14 protein-coding genes are annotated in these 16,664 nt (G+C 46.4%); 10 read left to right on the top strand and 4 right to left on the bottom strand.

Annotated features, from left to right (window positions below; genetic code table 11):
* Nucleotides 1–114: 114 nt before the first annotated feature.
* Complete coding sequence (locus QT996_RS00110) at nt 115–1,209, top strand: hypothetical protein (protein WP_333043780.1); 1,095 nt, start codon at nt 115–117, stop codon at nt 1,207–1,209.
* Nucleotides 1,210–1,250: 41 nt separating this feature from the next.
* Here QT996_RS00110 and QT996_RS00105 read toward each other — a convergent pair whose 3' ends face one another.
* Together QT996_RS00105 and bchM are read right to left on the bottom strand one after the other, a co-directional pair.
* Nucleotides 1,251–1,643, bottom strand: a complete 393-nt coding sequence (locus QT996_RS00105; protein ID WP_333043778.1) for a DUF423 domain-containing protein — start codon at nt 1,641–1,643, stop codon at nt 1,251–1,253.
* A gap of 243 nt (nt 1,644–1,886) precedes the next feature.
* Complete coding sequence (gene bchM, locus QT996_RS00100) at nt 1,887–2,573, bottom strand: magnesium protoporphyrin IX methyltransferase (RefSeq protein ID WP_333043777.1); 687 nt, start codon at nt 2,571–2,573, stop codon at nt 1,887–1,889.
* Between the two features lie 221 nt (nt 2,574–2,794).
* On the opposite strand from bchM, the gene QT996_RS00095 reads away from it, so the two are divergent.
* Nucleotides 2,795–3,526, top strand: a complete 732-nt coding sequence (locus QT996_RS00095; RefSeq protein ID WP_333043775.1) for a DUF4058 family protein — start codon at nt 2,795–2,797, stop codon at nt 3,524–3,526.
* 69 nt (nt 3,527–3,595) lie between these two features.
* Here the strand turns inward: QT996_RS00095 and nagA are convergent, their stop codons facing one another.
* On the bottom strand, nt 3,596–4,825 hold the full coding sequence (gene nagA / locus QT996_RS00090) for an N-acetylglucosamine-6-phosphate deacetylase (RefSeq protein WP_333043773.1): 1,230 nt from the start codon (nt 4,823–4,825) through the stop codon (nt 3,596–3,598).
* Between the two features lie 234 nt (nt 4,826–5,059).
* Here nagA and purE point away from each other — a divergent pair, with 234 nt between their 5' ends.
* Together purE and QT996_RS00080 are read left to right on the top strand one after the other, a co-directional pair.
* Nucleotides 5,060–5,581, top strand: a complete 522-nt coding sequence (purE, locus tag QT996_RS00085) for a 5-(carboxyamino)imidazole ribonucleotide mutase (protein WP_333043771.1) — start codon at nt 5,060–5,062, stop codon at nt 5,579–5,581.
* An 83-nt stretch (nt 5,582–5,664) separates the two neighbouring features.
* Entirely contained in the window at nt 5,665–7,266 is a 1,602-nt protein-coding gene (locus QT996_RS00080) for an ammonium transporter (protein WP_333043769.1), read from the top strand.
* 298 nt (nt 7,267–7,564) lie between these two features.
* On the opposite strand, the gene QT996_RS00075 is transcribed toward QT996_RS00080, so the two are convergent.
* The gene (locus QT996_RS00075; protein WP_333043766.1) at nt 7,565–8,167 is read right to left on the bottom strand and encodes an IS607 family transposase; all 603 of its coding nucleotides are present in this window, start codon (nt 8,165–8,167) and stop codon (nt 7,565–7,567) included.
* Between the two features lie 281 nt (nt 8,168–8,448).
* On the opposite strand from QT996_RS00075, the gene QT996_RS00070 reads away from it, so the two are divergent.
* The 6 genes from QT996_RS00070 (at nt 8,449) to QT996_RS00045 (ending at nt 16,662) form a co-directional block, all read left to right on the top strand.
* A complete protein-coding gene (locus QT996_RS00070) occupies nt 8,449–9,366 on the top strand; it encodes an SGNH/GDSL hydrolase family protein (protein ID WP_333043764.1) in 918 nt (305 codons plus the stop codon).
* 432 nt (nt 9,367–9,798) lie between these two features.
* Complete coding sequence (locus tag QT996_RS00065; RefSeq protein WP_333043763.1) at nt 9,799–11,238, top strand: ammonium transporter; 1,440 nt, start codon at nt 9,799–9,801, stop codon at nt 11,236–11,238.
* A 236-nt stretch (nt 11,239–11,474) separates the two neighbouring features.
* Nucleotides 11,475–12,680 carry a 4-hydroxy-3-methylbut-2-enyl diphosphate reductase gene (locus QT996_RS00060; protein WP_333043761.1) on the top strand — a complete coding sequence of 402 codons (1,206 nt, stop codon included), beginning with the start codon at nt 11,475–11,477 and terminating at the stop codon, nt 12,678–12,680.
* 916 nt (nt 12,681–13,596) lie between these two features.
* Nucleotides 13,597–15,555: a CHASE3 domain-containing protein gene (locus QT996_RS00055; protein WP_333043759.1), complete on the top strand. Its 1,959-nt coding sequence runs from the start codon at nt 13,597–13,599 to the stop codon at nt 15,553–15,555.
* Nucleotides 15,518–15,964: a response regulator gene (locus QT996_RS00050; protein WP_333043757.1), complete on the top strand. Its 447-nt coding sequence runs from the start codon at nt 15,518–15,520 to the stop codon at nt 15,962–15,964. Before QT996_RS00055 ends, QT996_RS00050 begins: the two co-directional genes overlap by 38 nt.
* 251 nt (nt 15,965–16,215) lie before the next feature.
* A complete protein-coding gene (locus QT996_RS00045; RefSeq protein WP_333043755.1) occupies nt 16,216–16,662 on the top strand; it encodes a response regulator in 447 nt (148 codons plus the stop codon).
* The last annotated feature ends 2 nt before the right edge of the window (nt 16,663–16,664 follow it).

Raw genomic sequence — 16,664 nt, 5'->3', positions numbered from 1 at the left:
TTTAAGCGTAATGGCTGATGACTGTCAGCGTACAAATGCAGAAAATTGTAGTTAACAACGTTAAAAATTAGGGGAATCGAGCGGGTGCGACTTAATAAAAAAACGAGGTTTATCATGACGGGTATTTCACAAATATCTTCAAAGTCTTTACCTGCTGCAGACGAAATTCAACATGGCGACAGTCTGGCGTCGGAAGGTATTAGCGGATCGGACACTCACAAACTCCCAGAGGCTAAAAGCGTCAGCGTTTCTTCTTTCGCTGTTAGCTGGGCAAAAAAATATTACAGTACAGTTGCGGCACGACAAAACCAAGCCCCGCGACAAATTCCCCAAAGCCCAGAGTTAACTAATTTTGAGGGAAACCGAGCCCAAATAGTTGACAAACTGACAGATACCCTGAAATTAGCGAGCGAGATAGCTTGGAGTAGAGTAGAAGCTCTTTTAGGGGAACAAATAGAGCGCCACGCCATCGATCAAAGCTTAATTAATTCTTTAGAAATTGCAGCAGACACTCGCACCTTATATCGGAAAGCAATAGACGCTTATGCAGATAGAGAACCTATTTTCCGCTTGTCCGTGCTGGTGGGAAAAGATATTATTCAAGTGAGGCGGAAATACTCAGAGGCTGATCCGTTAGTGCTGGGATTTGTGACGGTGCAATTTCAATACACTAGCAAAATCTTGTTAGGATGTCTTTCGGAGTCAGAGCGATCGGAATTTGCACCATATTTAAAAGTTGTAGAGGACTATTTGCACATTCCCTACGGAGAGATTAACGAGGCTGCGGCGAATCAGCCCGCGAATTCAAGAGCTCTATTAGCCGTTCAGCATTTGTTGCAGCACACGACTCAGATTGCTAGTGCAGTGTACGATCGAGCTAGTGCCCAGCATCAAGGATACCGCAGCAGCAGCGGGTATTTGAGCGATCGCGAGGTAAAAATTTCTGGTATCCGGGATGTCGAGATTTTTCAAAGCTATTTGTGCTGGTGCGTTTTGGAAGGTAGCATTCACCCGGTACAGCAAGAATTGTTTCCAATTTGCGTGATGTTGTACCCCAAACTTCATGTAAGTTGGGAGTTAGTGCAGGATATGCTGCTGATTTTATTTTGGGAAATATGCGAGCGGCTTCCTGCAGAAGATTTAACGGTATTTGTACCTTACTTGCGTACTTTGACAGAGATGTTTTCCAGGGATGTGTTTGATAATTAGGTAATTGCTAATTGGTAATTGCTTCAAAATTTACCACTTGCCTATTTAAAACTAAAAGCTGCGACTGCCAAACATCCCCAACCAACAATAAAAGCAACTCCCCCCAGTGGCGTAATTGCACCCAGCCATTTGATGTCGCTCAAACTCAGGGCGTACAAACTGCCTGAAAAGATGATTGTGCCGGCAATAAAAGCCCATCCAGCAACTGCCAAAAAGGTTTGAGACTCTTGGGCGCGGCTCAAGAGTAAAGCGACGAGTAATAAAGCCAGGGCATGGTACATTTGATATCGCGCGCCGGTCTCAAAAATGGTTAAAGCTCGATCGCTCAATTGATTTTTCAAAGCGTGGGAGGCGAAAGCACCGCCTGCAACGGATAAACCTCCGAATAAGGCTGCGGTTGCTATAAAAATGCGAATTAAAACTAGCGGTGACATAATATTTAGTGAATTGGGAAGAAGGAAGAAGGAAGAAGGAAGAAGGAAGAAGGAAGAAGGAAGAGGGAAAAACATCTAATTGTTGATATCGAAGGTGCGCGGTGCGTGCCTTACTTGTCATTGCGAGCCTCCGCGAAGCAATCGCATAGTAGAGATGTTCAGTGGCATAACTCTGGGAAGGGAAGGTGCGCGGGGCGCACCCTAGGCTTATGATAAATTAGCTTTTTTGCAAATATTTTTAACCTATTTTCGCACAGCTTCCAGCAAGCGAGAATAGTAAAAGCTAGTGCTAGTCATCGCTGTTCTGTTAATAACAAAACCATTGTTTTCTAGGATTTTGATAATATCAGCTTCACGGTGCTGGTAAGCCCTGGTAGTTTTGCTCGGGCCGGGGAAAAGTTCACCAACTTTTTTGAGGGCGGTAAGTGCTAAAGTTTTGGGTGCAAAACTAAGAATTAGTCGCGATTCGGCGATCGAACTTAGGTGAGCGATCATTTCTGCAGCCTTATTTTGAGGATAGTGGATTAGCACATCCAAACAAATTACTGTGTGGAATTTGCCGGTCAAAGCTTCCAAATCTTGGGCGGCGAAGGAGATGTTGTAGAGCTTGCCAGGAACTGCTGTCGATCGATCGTAAGCTTCTGCTACCATCTTTTCAGAGATATCGCTAGCGCAAACAATTGCCCCAGCGTCAGCCAGAGGAATGCTCAGAGATCCCACACCGCAACCGGCATCGCAGACACAAAGCCCGGGCAAATTGCCGTCAGCTTGCAGCCATTCGATGACTGTATCCACAGTTTTCTGGTGCCCAGTGCGGATGTCTAGCTGAACTTTATTGACTTGGCCCTCGCCGTAAATTCGCTGCCAGCGATCGAATCCCGTCGAGTTAAAATACTGTCTAACTATAGTCTTGTCGTCTACCAAATTCATTAGTCTGCCTGCTGCTGAGTTATTGCCAACGGTTAAATATTATAAAGCCGCAGCGGCATTTATTGTGGACACTCCCCACCTAATTAAATTGAGTTAGATTTATTGATACGGGCGATCGCAACTCGAACAATCCCGAATTGAGAAACTAATTCAATAAAAACCGAGTACCCGCCGATCACCCATTCGATCGATAATTTCAATAAGTCCTAACTTTTAAAAATATGGTGTTACAAGATCATTTTCGCCCGCCGCTGTCGGTGCGCCGTCACTGGCACGCCTTTCACAATGCCTGGGCGACTTATATTGCATCAGATTTGAATGCCAAATTACCAGAAGGTTACTTTGCCGAACCTAACGTACAGTTTGGGATTGAAATTGATGTAGCAGCTTTTGAGGAATCGTTACCGGAGTTGGAGAACCCAGAGACGGTAATTCATTTGCCAATAGATTTCCCAAACAATTGGTTACCACCGCCAGCCCAAACTGTGCCTTTTTTATCTACCGCGGAAACCGTGCAAGTCAGTATTTTTAACACTGAAGCTGGCCCGGTATTAGCCGGTGCAATTGAATTAGTAAGTCCTGCCAACAAAGATCGTTCTACTCATCGCGATGCTTTTGTTTCTAAGTGCGAGACGTATTTGCGGCAGGGAATTGGGTTAGTAATAGTTGATGTTGTGACAGGAAGGAAGGCAAATCTTCACAATGAATTGTTAATCCGTTTGGCGCGAGGAAGTGCTTCGCCCTTCGAGGCTGACCTCTATGCTACAGCTTATCGCCCGATCGAGCGAGACGGCAAGCAATGCCTGGATATTTGGCAAGAAAAACTGGCTGTGGGCTGCGCGCTCCCTGCTTTACCGCTGTGGCTGCGGGGCGATATTTGCTTGGCTGTGGAATTAAACAATATTTACGATCGAACTTGCCGAGAGCACCGAATTGCTGTCACCAGTGCTTAGCGCATAGCAGAACGAATAAGGAAGAAGGAAGAAGGAAGAACAAATCAACCAAACACGATCTGACAACACTTAAAACAACCGATGCCAAGTCAATTCCTTTGTCGCCGCATTTAAATTCCAGCGCAACAATTGAGTTGCCGATTTGCCCATAATTCCCGAAATTCCGATCGCCTTTCTCGGAGATTCAGTTGCCAGGGCGATCGCACTATCGGCGTCGCAAATCCCCCACTTCACCAAATTCTGCACTCCCGCCAATAGCGGCAGAGTTGTACCTGCCAAAGTAGCAGATTCCAGGGGGGAATGGTAATCTAATCTTATCCAAGCTGTACCTTTTCTGACTTCAATTTGTCGGGAATCCCAAGGATAAACACCGTCAGGCAAACCCAAAGGAGCCAAAGCATCGCTCACTAAAAAAACGCCTTTTTCATACCTAGCAGCGCGCAGCAACAAATCCATCATTGTCCCAGAAACGTGCTTCCCGTCAGCAATTAAACCGCATTTTACGCCCGGATAAACAATCGCCGCTCCCAATAAACCCGGTTCTCGGTGGTGCAAACTCGGCATCGCATTAAAAGCATGAGTTACCATTGAAGCTCCCCGCTCAAATGCTTGTTGGGCTTGCTCTGCCGTCGCTTGGGAATGTCCGAGACTGACGGCAATTCCCAAACTTTGCAAATAGGGAATGACTTCGCCAGTGCTGTCTAACTCCGGCGCTAAAGTAATTATTTTGACAATATGGGCACAATCTCCTAAAACTTGCTTGACATTTTCTATAGTTAGGGGTAGTAAAAACTCAACTGGATGAGCTCCTCGCTTCTGGGGGTTGAGAAAAGGGCCTTCGAGGTGAACACCGAGAATTTCCGCTGTTTTAGTTTTATTGATTGCCGGAGCAGCGGTTTGTACAGTGCGGATATAATCAGCTATCGTCGAGAGCGATCGCCTAAACTTATCCAGCGAAGTTGTCACCAAAGTCGGCAAAAAAGCATCGACTCCCTGATTCCACAAAAATTGACAAATTTTTGGCAAAATTTCAATATGTTTGCTTTCTAAATCGGGAAAAGCAAAACCGAGGGCTCCGTTAATCTGCAAGTCAACACCGCCCAGAGAAAGCCAATCGCCTCCTACATCAAGCACTTGCAAATCGGGAGGACAAATCCGTTTAAATACGGCATCCATCGGCAAAACTTCTTGAATGATTCCCGTTTCGTCAACAGCAAGCATCTGCAAATCCTTGCAACGGGGGAGGCGAGCATTGAGAATATCTGTGGGGGCGGCAGGTGGGGTTGTGGCTTCAGTCATCCGATTTTAGATTTTAGATTTTAGATTTTAGATTTAATATTCGCTACGGATAAATCCGGTGGCTGGCGATGAGGAGGGGGAGCTTTTTGCTTTTTGCTGGCTCCAGGGCTGCTTGGACTGGGACTTGTGGCCAAATTGCTTTTAAGGGTCAGTTTTGGTACAAAATATCTAAATTTGAGTTAACGCAATCATTTAAAATTAGCATTTATCTGAAATCTGAAATCGGAAAATTGCATGAATCAACCGACAGTTGGAATTATCATGGGTAGCGATTCGGATTTGCCAACCATGAAAGATGCGATCGCAGTTTGCGAAGAATTCAGTGTACCTTGCTCCGTGGCGATCGTCTCGGCGCACCGCACCCCTGAGCGCATGGTGGAATACGCCCAAACCGCACACCAACGGGGCTTGAAAGTTATTATCGCAGGTGCCGGGGGAGCGGCACACCTCCCTGGTATGGTAGCATCTTTAACGCCCTTGCCAGTAATTGGAGTGCCGGTACTGAGCCGCCACCTGCAAGGCCTAGATTCGCTGTACTCGATCGTGCAAATGCCAGCCGGCATACCCGTAGCAACAGTGGGGATCGGCAACGCTAAGAATGCTGGCTTGCTGGCCGTTCAGATACTAGCAGCTCATCAGCCAGAATTGCTAGATCGAGTTTTGCAGTACCGCAAAACTTTGTCGGAATCAGTAATGAAAAAACAAACTCAGCTAGAAGAGTTAGGCTATCAAAACTATCTGAATCTGAACAAATAATCTCTAAACTTTTGTAGTAAAATTGGAAAGTTTTCCGAATATTGCTGAGCTTATTAGCCGTAAAGAGGGTGAAAGTGATTAAAATGACGGTCGGAAAGAAAAAGTCGAAACAAGTCAGGCGGGAGTCTTTAAATTGGCCAGCAGCTAACTTTTTGACCAAAGTTAACAGGTTCAATAAATTACAAAGGGCGATCGCCCGCCTCAGTCCAAGTTGGCAAGCCTGCATACCAATAGCAGCAATCATCGTCTTGGTGTGGGGATATGCGGCGGTAGCCCAAACCCCTGCCAAGCCAACTACTGAGGAACAATTAGCAAGCCTTAAGGTGGGCATGGATACCATGTGGGTCATGGTTGCGGCGATGCTAGTGTTCTTTATGAACGCCGGTTTCTGTATGTTGGAAACCGGTTTTTGTCGTCAAAAAAATGCAGTCAACGTGCTGGCAAAAAACTTGATTGTTTTTGCGCTTTCTACTATCGCATTTTGGGCGATCGGCTTTGCATTAATGTTCAGCAACGGCAACGATTTTATCGGCACCAGCGGCGGATTTTTTCTGTGGAATGTAGCTGACAACAGCCCCGCCACAGGAGACGCTTATCAAGGCATTTTCAACTCATTAAACAGGACGGGAGTGCCTCTTAACGCTAAATTCTTTTTCCAGTTAGTTTTTGCGGGAACTGCTGCCACGATCGTTTCTGGAGCAGTTGCAGAGCGAATTAAATTCATTGACTTCTTAATTTTCAGCTTGCTGCTAGTAGGAATTGCTTACCCAATTACCGGACACTGGATTTGGGGCGGGGGCTGGCTGTACAACGCAGGCTTCCGGGATTTTGCGGGTTCGACAGTGGTTCACTCGGTAGGCGGTTGGGCTGCTTTGATGGGAGCGGCATTTTTGGGGCCGCGGATCGGCAAGTACCGCGACGGCGAGACTGTGGCGATACCAGGACACAATATGAGCATTGCCACCCTCGGCTGTTTGATTCTTTGGTTCGGTTGGTTCGGGTTCAATCCCGGTAGGACAATGGCACTCGATCCAAATGCGATCGCCCACATTGCGATCACCACCAACACCGCCGCTGCCTTCGGGGGAGTTGCTGCAACGATTACTGCTTGGCTGTACCTGGGCAAACCAGACCTTTCGATGATTATCAACGGCATCCTCGCAGGCTTAGTCGGGGTAACAGCTAGCTGCGCTTGGATCAACGTGCCCAACTCTGCCATTATCGGGACGATCGCTGGCATCCTCGTAGTTTTCGCAGTAACTTTCTTCGACAATTTGAAAATTGACGACCCTGTAGGGGCAACTTCAGTTCACTTAGTCTGCGGCATCTGGGGAACTCTGGCAGTTGGGCTGTTTGCTGACGGGCCTACAACTGGAATTTATACCACAGGCCCGGCAGCAGGATTGCTCGTGGGCGGAGGTTTCGGTCAGCTCTGGGCGCAGTTGGTCGGTATTATCTCTGTAGGCGGGATGACCGTGCTGCTGAGTACGATTTTTTGGGCCGCACTCAAAGCTTTGCTGGGTATCCGCGTTTCTGCTGTAGAGGAGGCTGAAGGTTTGGATATCGGCGAACACGGGATGGAAGCTTACAACGGGTTTGTGAAGGAAAGGAGCTTGGACAACAGAATTGAGGGTGGCTACGGCGGTTATGCTGGGGGTTCTGGGGCGAGGACTACAAAACTGTAGAGTGTGGGAAGAGATCGCTCAATTCAGCTTTCGTGTTTTAGATTAGCTATTTATAAGCTAATTCACCTCTTTATTCAGAAAAACCACAATCTGAAATAGCCACCACCTTATGGCGGTTTATCGTTGTGCTCGCGTTTCAATCTTCAATGCGAACGCGGGCATATTTTTATTATTAGTTCACCTTTAATGGCCTACATATAGCAGTTTTCGATTCCATGAGATGTGCGTCGGTAATTGGTAATTGGTAATTGGTAATTGAGAATCTGTAACTAACGAACTGTGCAAACAGTTGTATTGATTAGAGTTTACCGGCAATGGCTTTAAGTTCTTCAACGACGCGCTTGTTCTTGGGATTCCTGCTGCCATCAACGGGGGCGGAGACAACAGTGATTATTTCTAGTAAATCTTTAGCTAAATCCTTGTCACAGCTAGTATTTTCGGTTTGATTTATAATCACTACCTCTGTCCCAAAGTGTTCGCACAAATTAAAAATTAGTTCCGAACCAAATCTCAGCAGTCTGTCTTTGTGAGTTAATACCAACCTTTCTACTTGATTGTCTACGATCGCCCGAATTAGATGTTGTAAACCCCGCTTACTGTAATTAACCCCAGAACCCACATCATCAATGATTTGGAATTGCCAGCCGTGAGATGCACAAAACAATTCCAAAACTTGTTTTTGTCTGTCTAAATCATCTTTTTGGTCGTGGCTGCTAACCCGAGCGTAAGCTATGGTTAAAGCGCCGTTGGGTTTTAAGCCGAGAAGATGAGCTAGGTCATACCGTCTGTGACCGTTAGCCGTGCGTTCCGGTATTAGCTTACCTTCGGCTTCCCACCTGCGTAAGGTGGAAGCGCTCACACCTTTAATTTTGGCTGCTTCAGTTATAGTTAATTTTTTCATTTTTGGATTTTAGCATCAGAACTGAGTAAGTTCGATCACTTTTAGATATATTTTTGTGCAGTGCGGCAGCTTTTACCAATCGGATTGCGGTGCCAGAAAGTTTGGTAGGCAGATTTTTTATGGTAAAGTAGTGCGAAAAAGCAAAGTTCTGCATTGCCGTCGCGCCCAAAACAGTACAGTGCTTGATTCTTACCAGAATTGAGGCTTTAATTGAGTGGTAAAACTTGATGCAGCAATCAGTGCAAATTATTCGGTGTGAAGCCTGCAAATAGCTTGAGTTTATGGAGAAGTTTGGAGGAGGTAGCAGAAGTAGAACTCATAAATCCCTCTTAGGGATGGAAGTTAGCCGATCGAAAGCTGTTCCGGTTTGGGCTTTGCTATCTTTGGTGACGAACGGGGTATTGATACTTACAGTTGCTCAACTACTCCTGCGGGGACACAACTTGGCAGAAAGCTTCCCGGCAAGTGCTGCGGTGACTGCAGAAGTGGCTGAAGAACAAATTGGCCAACCGGTGATCTCTGCAAAGGCAGTGCTAGACGTGCCCGTTCCCGGACCGCGACATAAATGGACTTACCAGCAGTGGGTGACCCAGTTGGGTCGCGAAGCTGAGGCGGCGGCGGCGAATCGACCCTCAAGACTGAGTGTTTTGGCTGGCGATTCTCTAAGTATGTGGTTTCCGACCAAGCTGTTACCAGTCGATCGAATTTGGCTGAACCAAGGGATTTCGGGGGAGACTTCCGTGGGTTTGCTGAAGCGGTTGCAGTTGTTCGATAGAACTGCGCCGGATACTGTGTTTGTGATGATTGGGATTAACGATTTGTTGCGGGGAAGCACCGACGAAGGGATTTTGGACAACCAGCGGCAGATTATTCGCGATTTGCGGTGGGCTCACCCCAAAGCACAAGTGGTTGTGCAGTCGATTTTGCCCCATAGCGGGGAACAAGCTACTTGGGAAAATCGCGATCGCCTGTTGGCGATTCCTAACAGTCGGATTAGGGCAATAAATCGACGGCTGAAAGAAATTGCTAGTTCTGAAAATGTTTTGTATCTGGATTTGTACCCGCTATTTGCGGATGCTGACGGCAATTTGCCAACTGAACTCAGCACAGATGGCCTGCACCTTAACGATCAAGGTTATCTGGTTTGGCGATCGGCTCTGCAACTGTTCGATGAGATGCAGTTGAAAAATGAGTCATGAGTCATTAGTTAGAAAGATAAACCATAAAGTAACATTCTCCCCCTCTACTCCTTCCACTCTCCCTTACTCAAAACTCTTACCCTCTCCTCAACTTCCTCTTTCCCCTTACTCTGCTATCACTGGCTATGTCAAGTATCCACTGAGAGATTAAGAAATATGATAGTTAGCGATTTAGTATAGGGTGATACAGAATAAGTGTTTGTAGAAATGGTGCAATCCAAAAGGCACAGACCATTAGATTGATAGTTGACGAATTTAGATGAGTCCGGCTATACGAAGTCGGGGAGTTGAGGATTGGGGAATTATCTATTGAAGATTTGTTCCGCTAAAACAGGGACTTAAAACCAAATAACTATTGCATCTAAAATCCTCGCATCTAAAATCGGCTCGGTCTTCCCTGAAAATTGCTGAGTATGAGAAGGTACAACTAACGTGATCAAAAAAAGTTTAACGATCGGCATCATCGCGCTGTGGCTGTTAAGTGTGCCGCTGACGCACAATGCCTTAGCTCAAGATGCTGCTGGTACTGCTGCTGCCGTGGTGCCGAATCCGATCAACAGCGGCGATACCGCCTGGATGTTGGTCTCCTCAGCACTGGTATTGCTGATGACACCGGGGCTGGCCTTTTTCTACGGAGGGTTGGTGCGATCGCGCAACGTCCTCAACACCATGATGATGAGCTTAGTCATGATGGGACTGATCGGCGTCACCTGGACGCTGTGGGGTTATAGTTTGGCTTTTGATGTCACCCCCAGCAACCTCAATGATAAAGGGTTTGCTCAAGGGATCGAAACCTTCATCGGCGGCTTCGACTGGATGTTCTTAAACAACGTCACGGCGGACAAACCAGATCCGATCGGCTACGCGCCGACAATACCCCACCAAGTCTTCATGGTGTACCAGATGATGTTCGCCATCATCACTCCAGCATTGATTTCCGGGGCGATCGTCGAACGGGTAACATTTAAAACCTATTTCTGGTTCGTGCTGCTGTGGTCTACCTTCATCTACTCTCCTCTAGCCCACTGGGTTTGGGGTAGAGGCTGGCTGGGGGCGATCGGGTCTCTGGACTTTGCCGGCGGTACAGTCGTGCACATCAGTTCCGGCGTATCAGCCGTTGTCGCAGCTTGGGTAATCGGGCCCCGCAAAGACCACTTGAACAAGCCTCACACCCCCCACAACGTACCCTACGTCTTGCTGGGAATTGGGATGCTGTGGTTCGGCTGGTTTGGCTTCAACGGCGGTAGCGCTTTGGGTTCTGGTTCTTTAGCAACAGTGGCTTTTGTCACCACAATGATTGCTACAGCAGCCGGCGGTTTAACTTGGACAATTGTGGAATGGGTACTCAAAGGCAAACCGACAGCAGTGGGAATTGCTAGCGGTTTCCTAGCGGGATTGGTGGGCATCACACCTGCGGCTGGATTCGTGCTTCCAGTGGGAGCGCTTTTGATCGGATCGATCACTTCGGTTGCCTGTTTCTTCGCCGTTAGTTTCCGCGCTAAGCTCGGATTTGACGACTCTTTGGACACCTTCCCGATTCACGGCGTAGGCGGAACTGTGGGCGCGATTCTGACAGGCGTGTTTGCGACTAAAGCGGTTAACGCAGCCGGAAATGACGGGCTATTTGCGGGGAATCCGGGGCTAATCGTGACCCAGTTGGTAGGCATTCTAGCTACTTACGTGTTTGCGGCTGTGGGCACTTTTGTGATCCTGAAAATTTTAGGGCAGTTTATGGAGCTACGAGTGCCGTCATCTGCTGAAGACCAAGGTTTGGATATCGGCCAGCATGGGGAAGAAGCTTACGGTGAGGATTTTGCCGGCGGTTTCAGTTCGTTTGAATCTAGTTCTCCTTTTGCGCCTAAGAAGGTTTGAGACTGATTTTCTGTGGGAGTTCGATCGTGTAGAGACTCAGCTATCTGGGTCTCTCAGCTTTTTTTAAGTTTTTTTAACGAACCGCGAGGGCGCGTTCATTCTTTCTTTGCTCTCAATTAAATGTGTCGATCGTATAAATAGCATATCCCCTCTTCGCTACTGAGCCAATAATCGCGATCGCACCCCAGGCATTCTAAAATCAAAGGTAATTAACCTAGATTTCTACTCGATACCGCATGGATACTAAAGCTTTTAAACGATCGCTCCAACAGTCTGAAAACTACCACCGCAAGGGTTTCGGACACGAAGCTGAAGTAGCTGGCGTGATGCAGACGGCTTATCAAAGCAGTCTGATCCAGCAAATTCGCGACAATAATTACAGACTGGAACGCGGCGCAGTCACGATCCGGCTGGCTGAGGCTTTTGGCTTTTGCTGGGGGGTGGAACGCGCTGTAGCTATTGCTTACGAAACTCGCCAGCATTTCCCAACCGAACGGCTTTGGATTACTAATGAGATTATTCATAATCCCTCTGTCAATCAGCATTTGCGGGATATGGAAGTTGGTTTTATTTCTGTTGAGAAGGGACAGAAAGATTTTTCGGTTGTAGATAGCGGCGATGTGGTAATTTTACCAGCTTTTGGGGCAAGCGTCCAAGAAATGCAGTTGCTTAATGATAAGGGCTGCAAGATTGTTGATACTACTTGTCCTTGGGTTTCTAAGGTTTGGAATACTGTTGAGAAGCACAAAAAGAGAAATTATACTTCGATTATTCACGGTCAATACAAGCATGAGGAAACTGTTGCCACGAGTTCTTTTGCTGATAAGTATTTGATTGTGCTGAATTTGCAGGAAGCTGAATATGTCAGCAATTATATCTTGCATGGGGGCGACCGCGATGAGTTTCTTGTTAAATTTAGCAAGGCTTATTCGGCTGGTTTTGACCCAGATGTGGATTTGGAAAGCGTTGGTATTGCTAACCAAACTACTATGCTCAAAACTGAGACAGAGAACATTGGTAAGTTGTTTGAAAAAACGATGATGCGGAAGTTTGGACCTGAGAATTTGAACGAGCATTTTCAGAGTTTTAATACTATCTGCGATGCGACTCAGGAACGCCAAGATGCTATGTTGAGTTTGGTTGAGGAAAAGTTGGATTTGATGCTGGTGATTGGGGGTTTTAATTCTTCTAATACTACGCATTTGCAGGAAATTGCGATCGACAAAACGGTTCCTTCTTATCACATTGATTGTGCAGAGCGTATTTTACCGGGAAATCGGATCGAACACAAGCCTTTGGGCGGAGATTTGGTCGTAACTGAAGGTTGGTTACCGGAGGGTAAAATTGTGGTGGGCGTGACTTCGGGTGCTTCTACGCCTGATAAGGTTGTTGAAGATGCGATCGATCGCATTTTCGCGATGAAAGCGGCGGCTGTTGTGTAATTATTATATTGTTTCGGCACTGCACTCGGAATCATCATTTTCTCAGTGCAGTGCGATCGTCCAAATCCTCAACCGACTATCAACTCCAATTGTTCTTCATATCAATTCCGGTAGCCTCCCAATAGTAAAATCCAGTCAACATTCAACAGTCAACAATCACAGATGGTGCAACCGGAATAGATCTAATTCATCGGCGTTAATCGGTGTTAATCTGCCTGTATCTGCGGTAAAAAAAGAGAATTTATTCACCGCAGATGACAAGGGATTAACGCAGATTAACGCAGAGGTCGAGAATAGAGATAGGAAAAATTCCGATGCTAACAGATTTGATATTATTCCCTCTTGATGCTGAAAATTATCCCCCTTAACCTGCCTGTATCTGCGGTTAGTTTCCCTAGCAATTTCTCCCCTCCGTGCAAAAAATTATTTTTTTCACACATCATGAAAAATCAGCCTTTTTTTTGGGGAAAAAAGCTTGACACTGGTGGCTTGACAAGGTATTATTTAATAATGGGAATAGTGCCACAACTTAAATTTATATCACCACTCCCATTATCTAAAATATACCCCACAAGTCAACTTAAGTCAATAGGTAAAAACTCTTTTCTTTGCGCCGCGATTTGAAACTGTGAAAGCAGCATAATGGATGCAACAAAACAGGGTGAATAAAGCTTTGTTAACCATCCTAGATTGTGTGGAGCCTGCATGAATCACGAGAGGCAAGAGAGCTATTTCTGGCATCCCCCTTAAGTCGGAGATGCCAGGAAGATATAGACTTAAAATAGGAACAAGATTGATTGCACATTTGAGCCTTAAATTTATAGGCTTTAGCCGCCCTATAGGCCCGCGCCACAAATTCGAGTAGTCCGTATCCAGCTAAAATAAAAAAAAGCAGGACTCGCACGCCGACTATTTCATGAAACAATCACTGACTCCCCAAATCACCGCAGGTATCGGAATGGTCGTGGCGCTGCTAATTTTTAATGCGGCCACTTCCTACCGCAACACTCTCAAGTTAGTCGAAAACGAACGCTGGGTGAGCCACACTCACCAAGTTTTAACCGAACTCGAAGCCACGCTTTCCACCTTAAAAGATGCTGAAACCGGACAGCGCGGTTATTTGCTGACGGGAGAAGAACGGTATTTAGAACCCTATCACAGCGCGATCGCCCGCATCAACCAACAAGTAGTCGGATTGCAGCAGCTAACCGCCGACAACAAGCGGCAGCAACAGCGCCTTCGCGATTTGAAAATTGCGATCGACTCTAAATTATCCGACCTTGAAGAAACCCTCAATCTGCGACGCAAACAAAACTTAGCAGCAGCCGTGGGGCAAGTAAAAACCGGTAGGGGAAAGCAAATCATGGGCAGCATTCGGCAGCAGATAGCCGTCATGACTGCCGAAGAAACTCAGCTATTGCAGCAGCGCGCCCGAGAATCAAAAAGGAGCGCTAATTTGACAATCCTGACTTTTACCCTTGCTGCTTTAATAAATTTCCTGTTGATGGTGTTGGTTTTCTATTTGGTCAAACGCGATCGAACTTTGCGCGACAATGCCGAAATTAAGCAAAATCAACTTTTAGACCAGCTAGAGCACGATCGCCACTCCCTGCAATTAAGTGAAGAACGTTTTCGCAGCGCCATTCTCAACGCACCGCTGCCAATTATGCTGCACGCTGAAAACGGAGAAGTTTTGCAAATTAACTGCGCTTGGACAGAACTCTCCGGCTACGAATACTCAGAAATTCCCACAATTGAAGATTGGACAGAAAAAGCTTACCACAGCCGCAAATCGCTAGTGCAAGCAGATATCGACCGACTGCACCAATTAAACGCCCGCATTTCTGAAGGCGAATATATGATTACCACAGCCAGTGGCGAAACTCGAATTTGGGACTTTTATTCCGCACCTTTAGGCAAGCTTTCCGACGGCAGAAGTTTAGTAATTAGTACCGCTATTGACATGACTGCGCGCAAACAAGCAGAAGCAGAAATTCGGATGCTCAATGCTACATTAGAACGCCGAGTAGAACTCCGCACCAATCAACTTCAAGCAGCTAACGAAGAATTAGAAGCTTTCGCCTATACCGTAGCCCACGATTTGCGTGCCCCCCTGCGGGGAATGCAGGGATTGGCTGAAGCTTTATTAGAAGATTACCGCGAACTCCTCGACGAACTTGGCCAAGAATACGCCCAGCAAATTGTTAACTCGGGGCAACAATTAGAAGAATTAATCCAAGATTTGCTAGCTTACAGCCGCCTGAGCCGCACAGATTTATCGATGCAAGTTTTGGACTTAGAATCAGTTGTGGCCGAGGCAATTGCTATGGTAAAAGCTGACGCTAAATCCAGGCACGCTAAAATTAGTGTTCGATCGCCCTTGCCTGCGGTAATTGCCCACCGCGTTACTTTAGTTCAAGTAATCACCAATCTGCTCACCAATGCTATAAAATTTGTGGAAGGCACACCCCCCCAAGTGCAGATCTGGGCTGAGGAAATTGAGCAGCCTCAAGAGGGAGAAACAGAGAGCAATACAGTGGGAAAATTGGAAAGTGAGACGGTGGGACAGTGGGAGCATTCCCAGTTACTGATGGCGAGTAGCCTATTGCCAGTCCGCATCATCCGTCTGTGGGTAGAAGACAACGGCCTCGGTATTGCTCTAGAACATCAAAAACGCATTTTTCGCGTCTTTGAACGGCTGCACGGTATTGAGGCTTACCCCGGAACTGGTATAGGATTAGCTATTGTAAAAAAAGGAGTTGATCGCATGGGCGGTCAAGTTGGAGTGGAATCTCAAGTAGGACAAGGCAGTCGATTTTGGATACAACTGAGGAAGCATGACCCAAATGCAGACGATTTTGCTGGTGGAAGATAACCCCGTTGATATTCTATTGATGCAGCGGGCATTGCGAAATGAGGCTTTTGCTAATACGTCGCTGCAAATTGTCCGAGATGGAGATGCAGCAGTTTTTTATTTAAATGGTGACGGAGAGTACAGCGATCGCGATCGCTATCCTTTACCTAGGATAATTTTACTAGATTTGAAGTTGCCCAGGCGATCGGGTCACGAGGTTCTGGTTTGGCTCAAGCAGCAGCCGGAACTAAAACGCTTGCCAGTGGTTATGCTTACTTCTTCTAGCCAAACAATTGATGTCAAGCGAGCTTACGATTTAGGGGTAAATTCTTATTTGGTTAAACCGGTCGGGTTTGCTTCTTTAGTGGAAATGATGCAGAGTTTTAGCCAGTATTGGCTCAATTATACCGAACTGCCGGAACCTCTATAATTGGCGCATTTTTAGTGGCGGTTTCTCGATTTTTATTGCTTGTTTTCTTGTTACCAAGCTCTTTCTGCTAGTGGCGTTTTCCCCATTTTTATTGCTTGCTTTCTCGTTACCCGGAGCTTTATGATAAGGAGGAAATTAAGTTTAGAGTGAGGAATCTCGTCCTCTATCATCTTAAAGAGGCAACCTCCAACATTTTTATTCCGAGTGATTGCTCGGCACTCTAACTAACAGCAAAATTATAAATTGTTAAAGTGGTACACATTCTAGTAATTGACGACAACCCCACTGATCGGCTGCTCGTCAGACGCGAATTAGAGCGGCAATTTTCGCCATTGCAAGTAACGGAAATTTCTCACAATAGATTGTTGGTGGAAGCACTAAATCGAGGTCGATTCAATCTGGTGATTACCGACTACCAACTGCTCTGGACGAACGGTTTAGATGTGCTTAAAACTATCAAAGCGCGTTATCCACAATGCCCGATTATAATGTTTACGAATACTGGTAATGAAGAAATTGCTGTAGAGGCGATGAAATCCGGATTGGACGATTACATTATCAAGTCGCCTAAGCACTACGTCCGCCTTTGCGTTGCTGTTCGCGCAGTGCTCGATAGAGTTGCCGCCTGGGAACGAGTCGCCCGACTAGAAAATCAACTTAATTATCTGCTAGAACGCTTAAATGTCGGAGTTTTTTGAGC

The sequence above is a fragment of the Microcoleus sp. S13C4 genome (assembly GCF_036700865.1).
GTDB lineage: Bacteria > Cyanobacteriota > Cyanobacteriia > Cyanobacteriales > Microcoleaceae > Microcoleus.
This window is presented reverse-complemented; position numbering and strand designations above follow the sequence as displayed.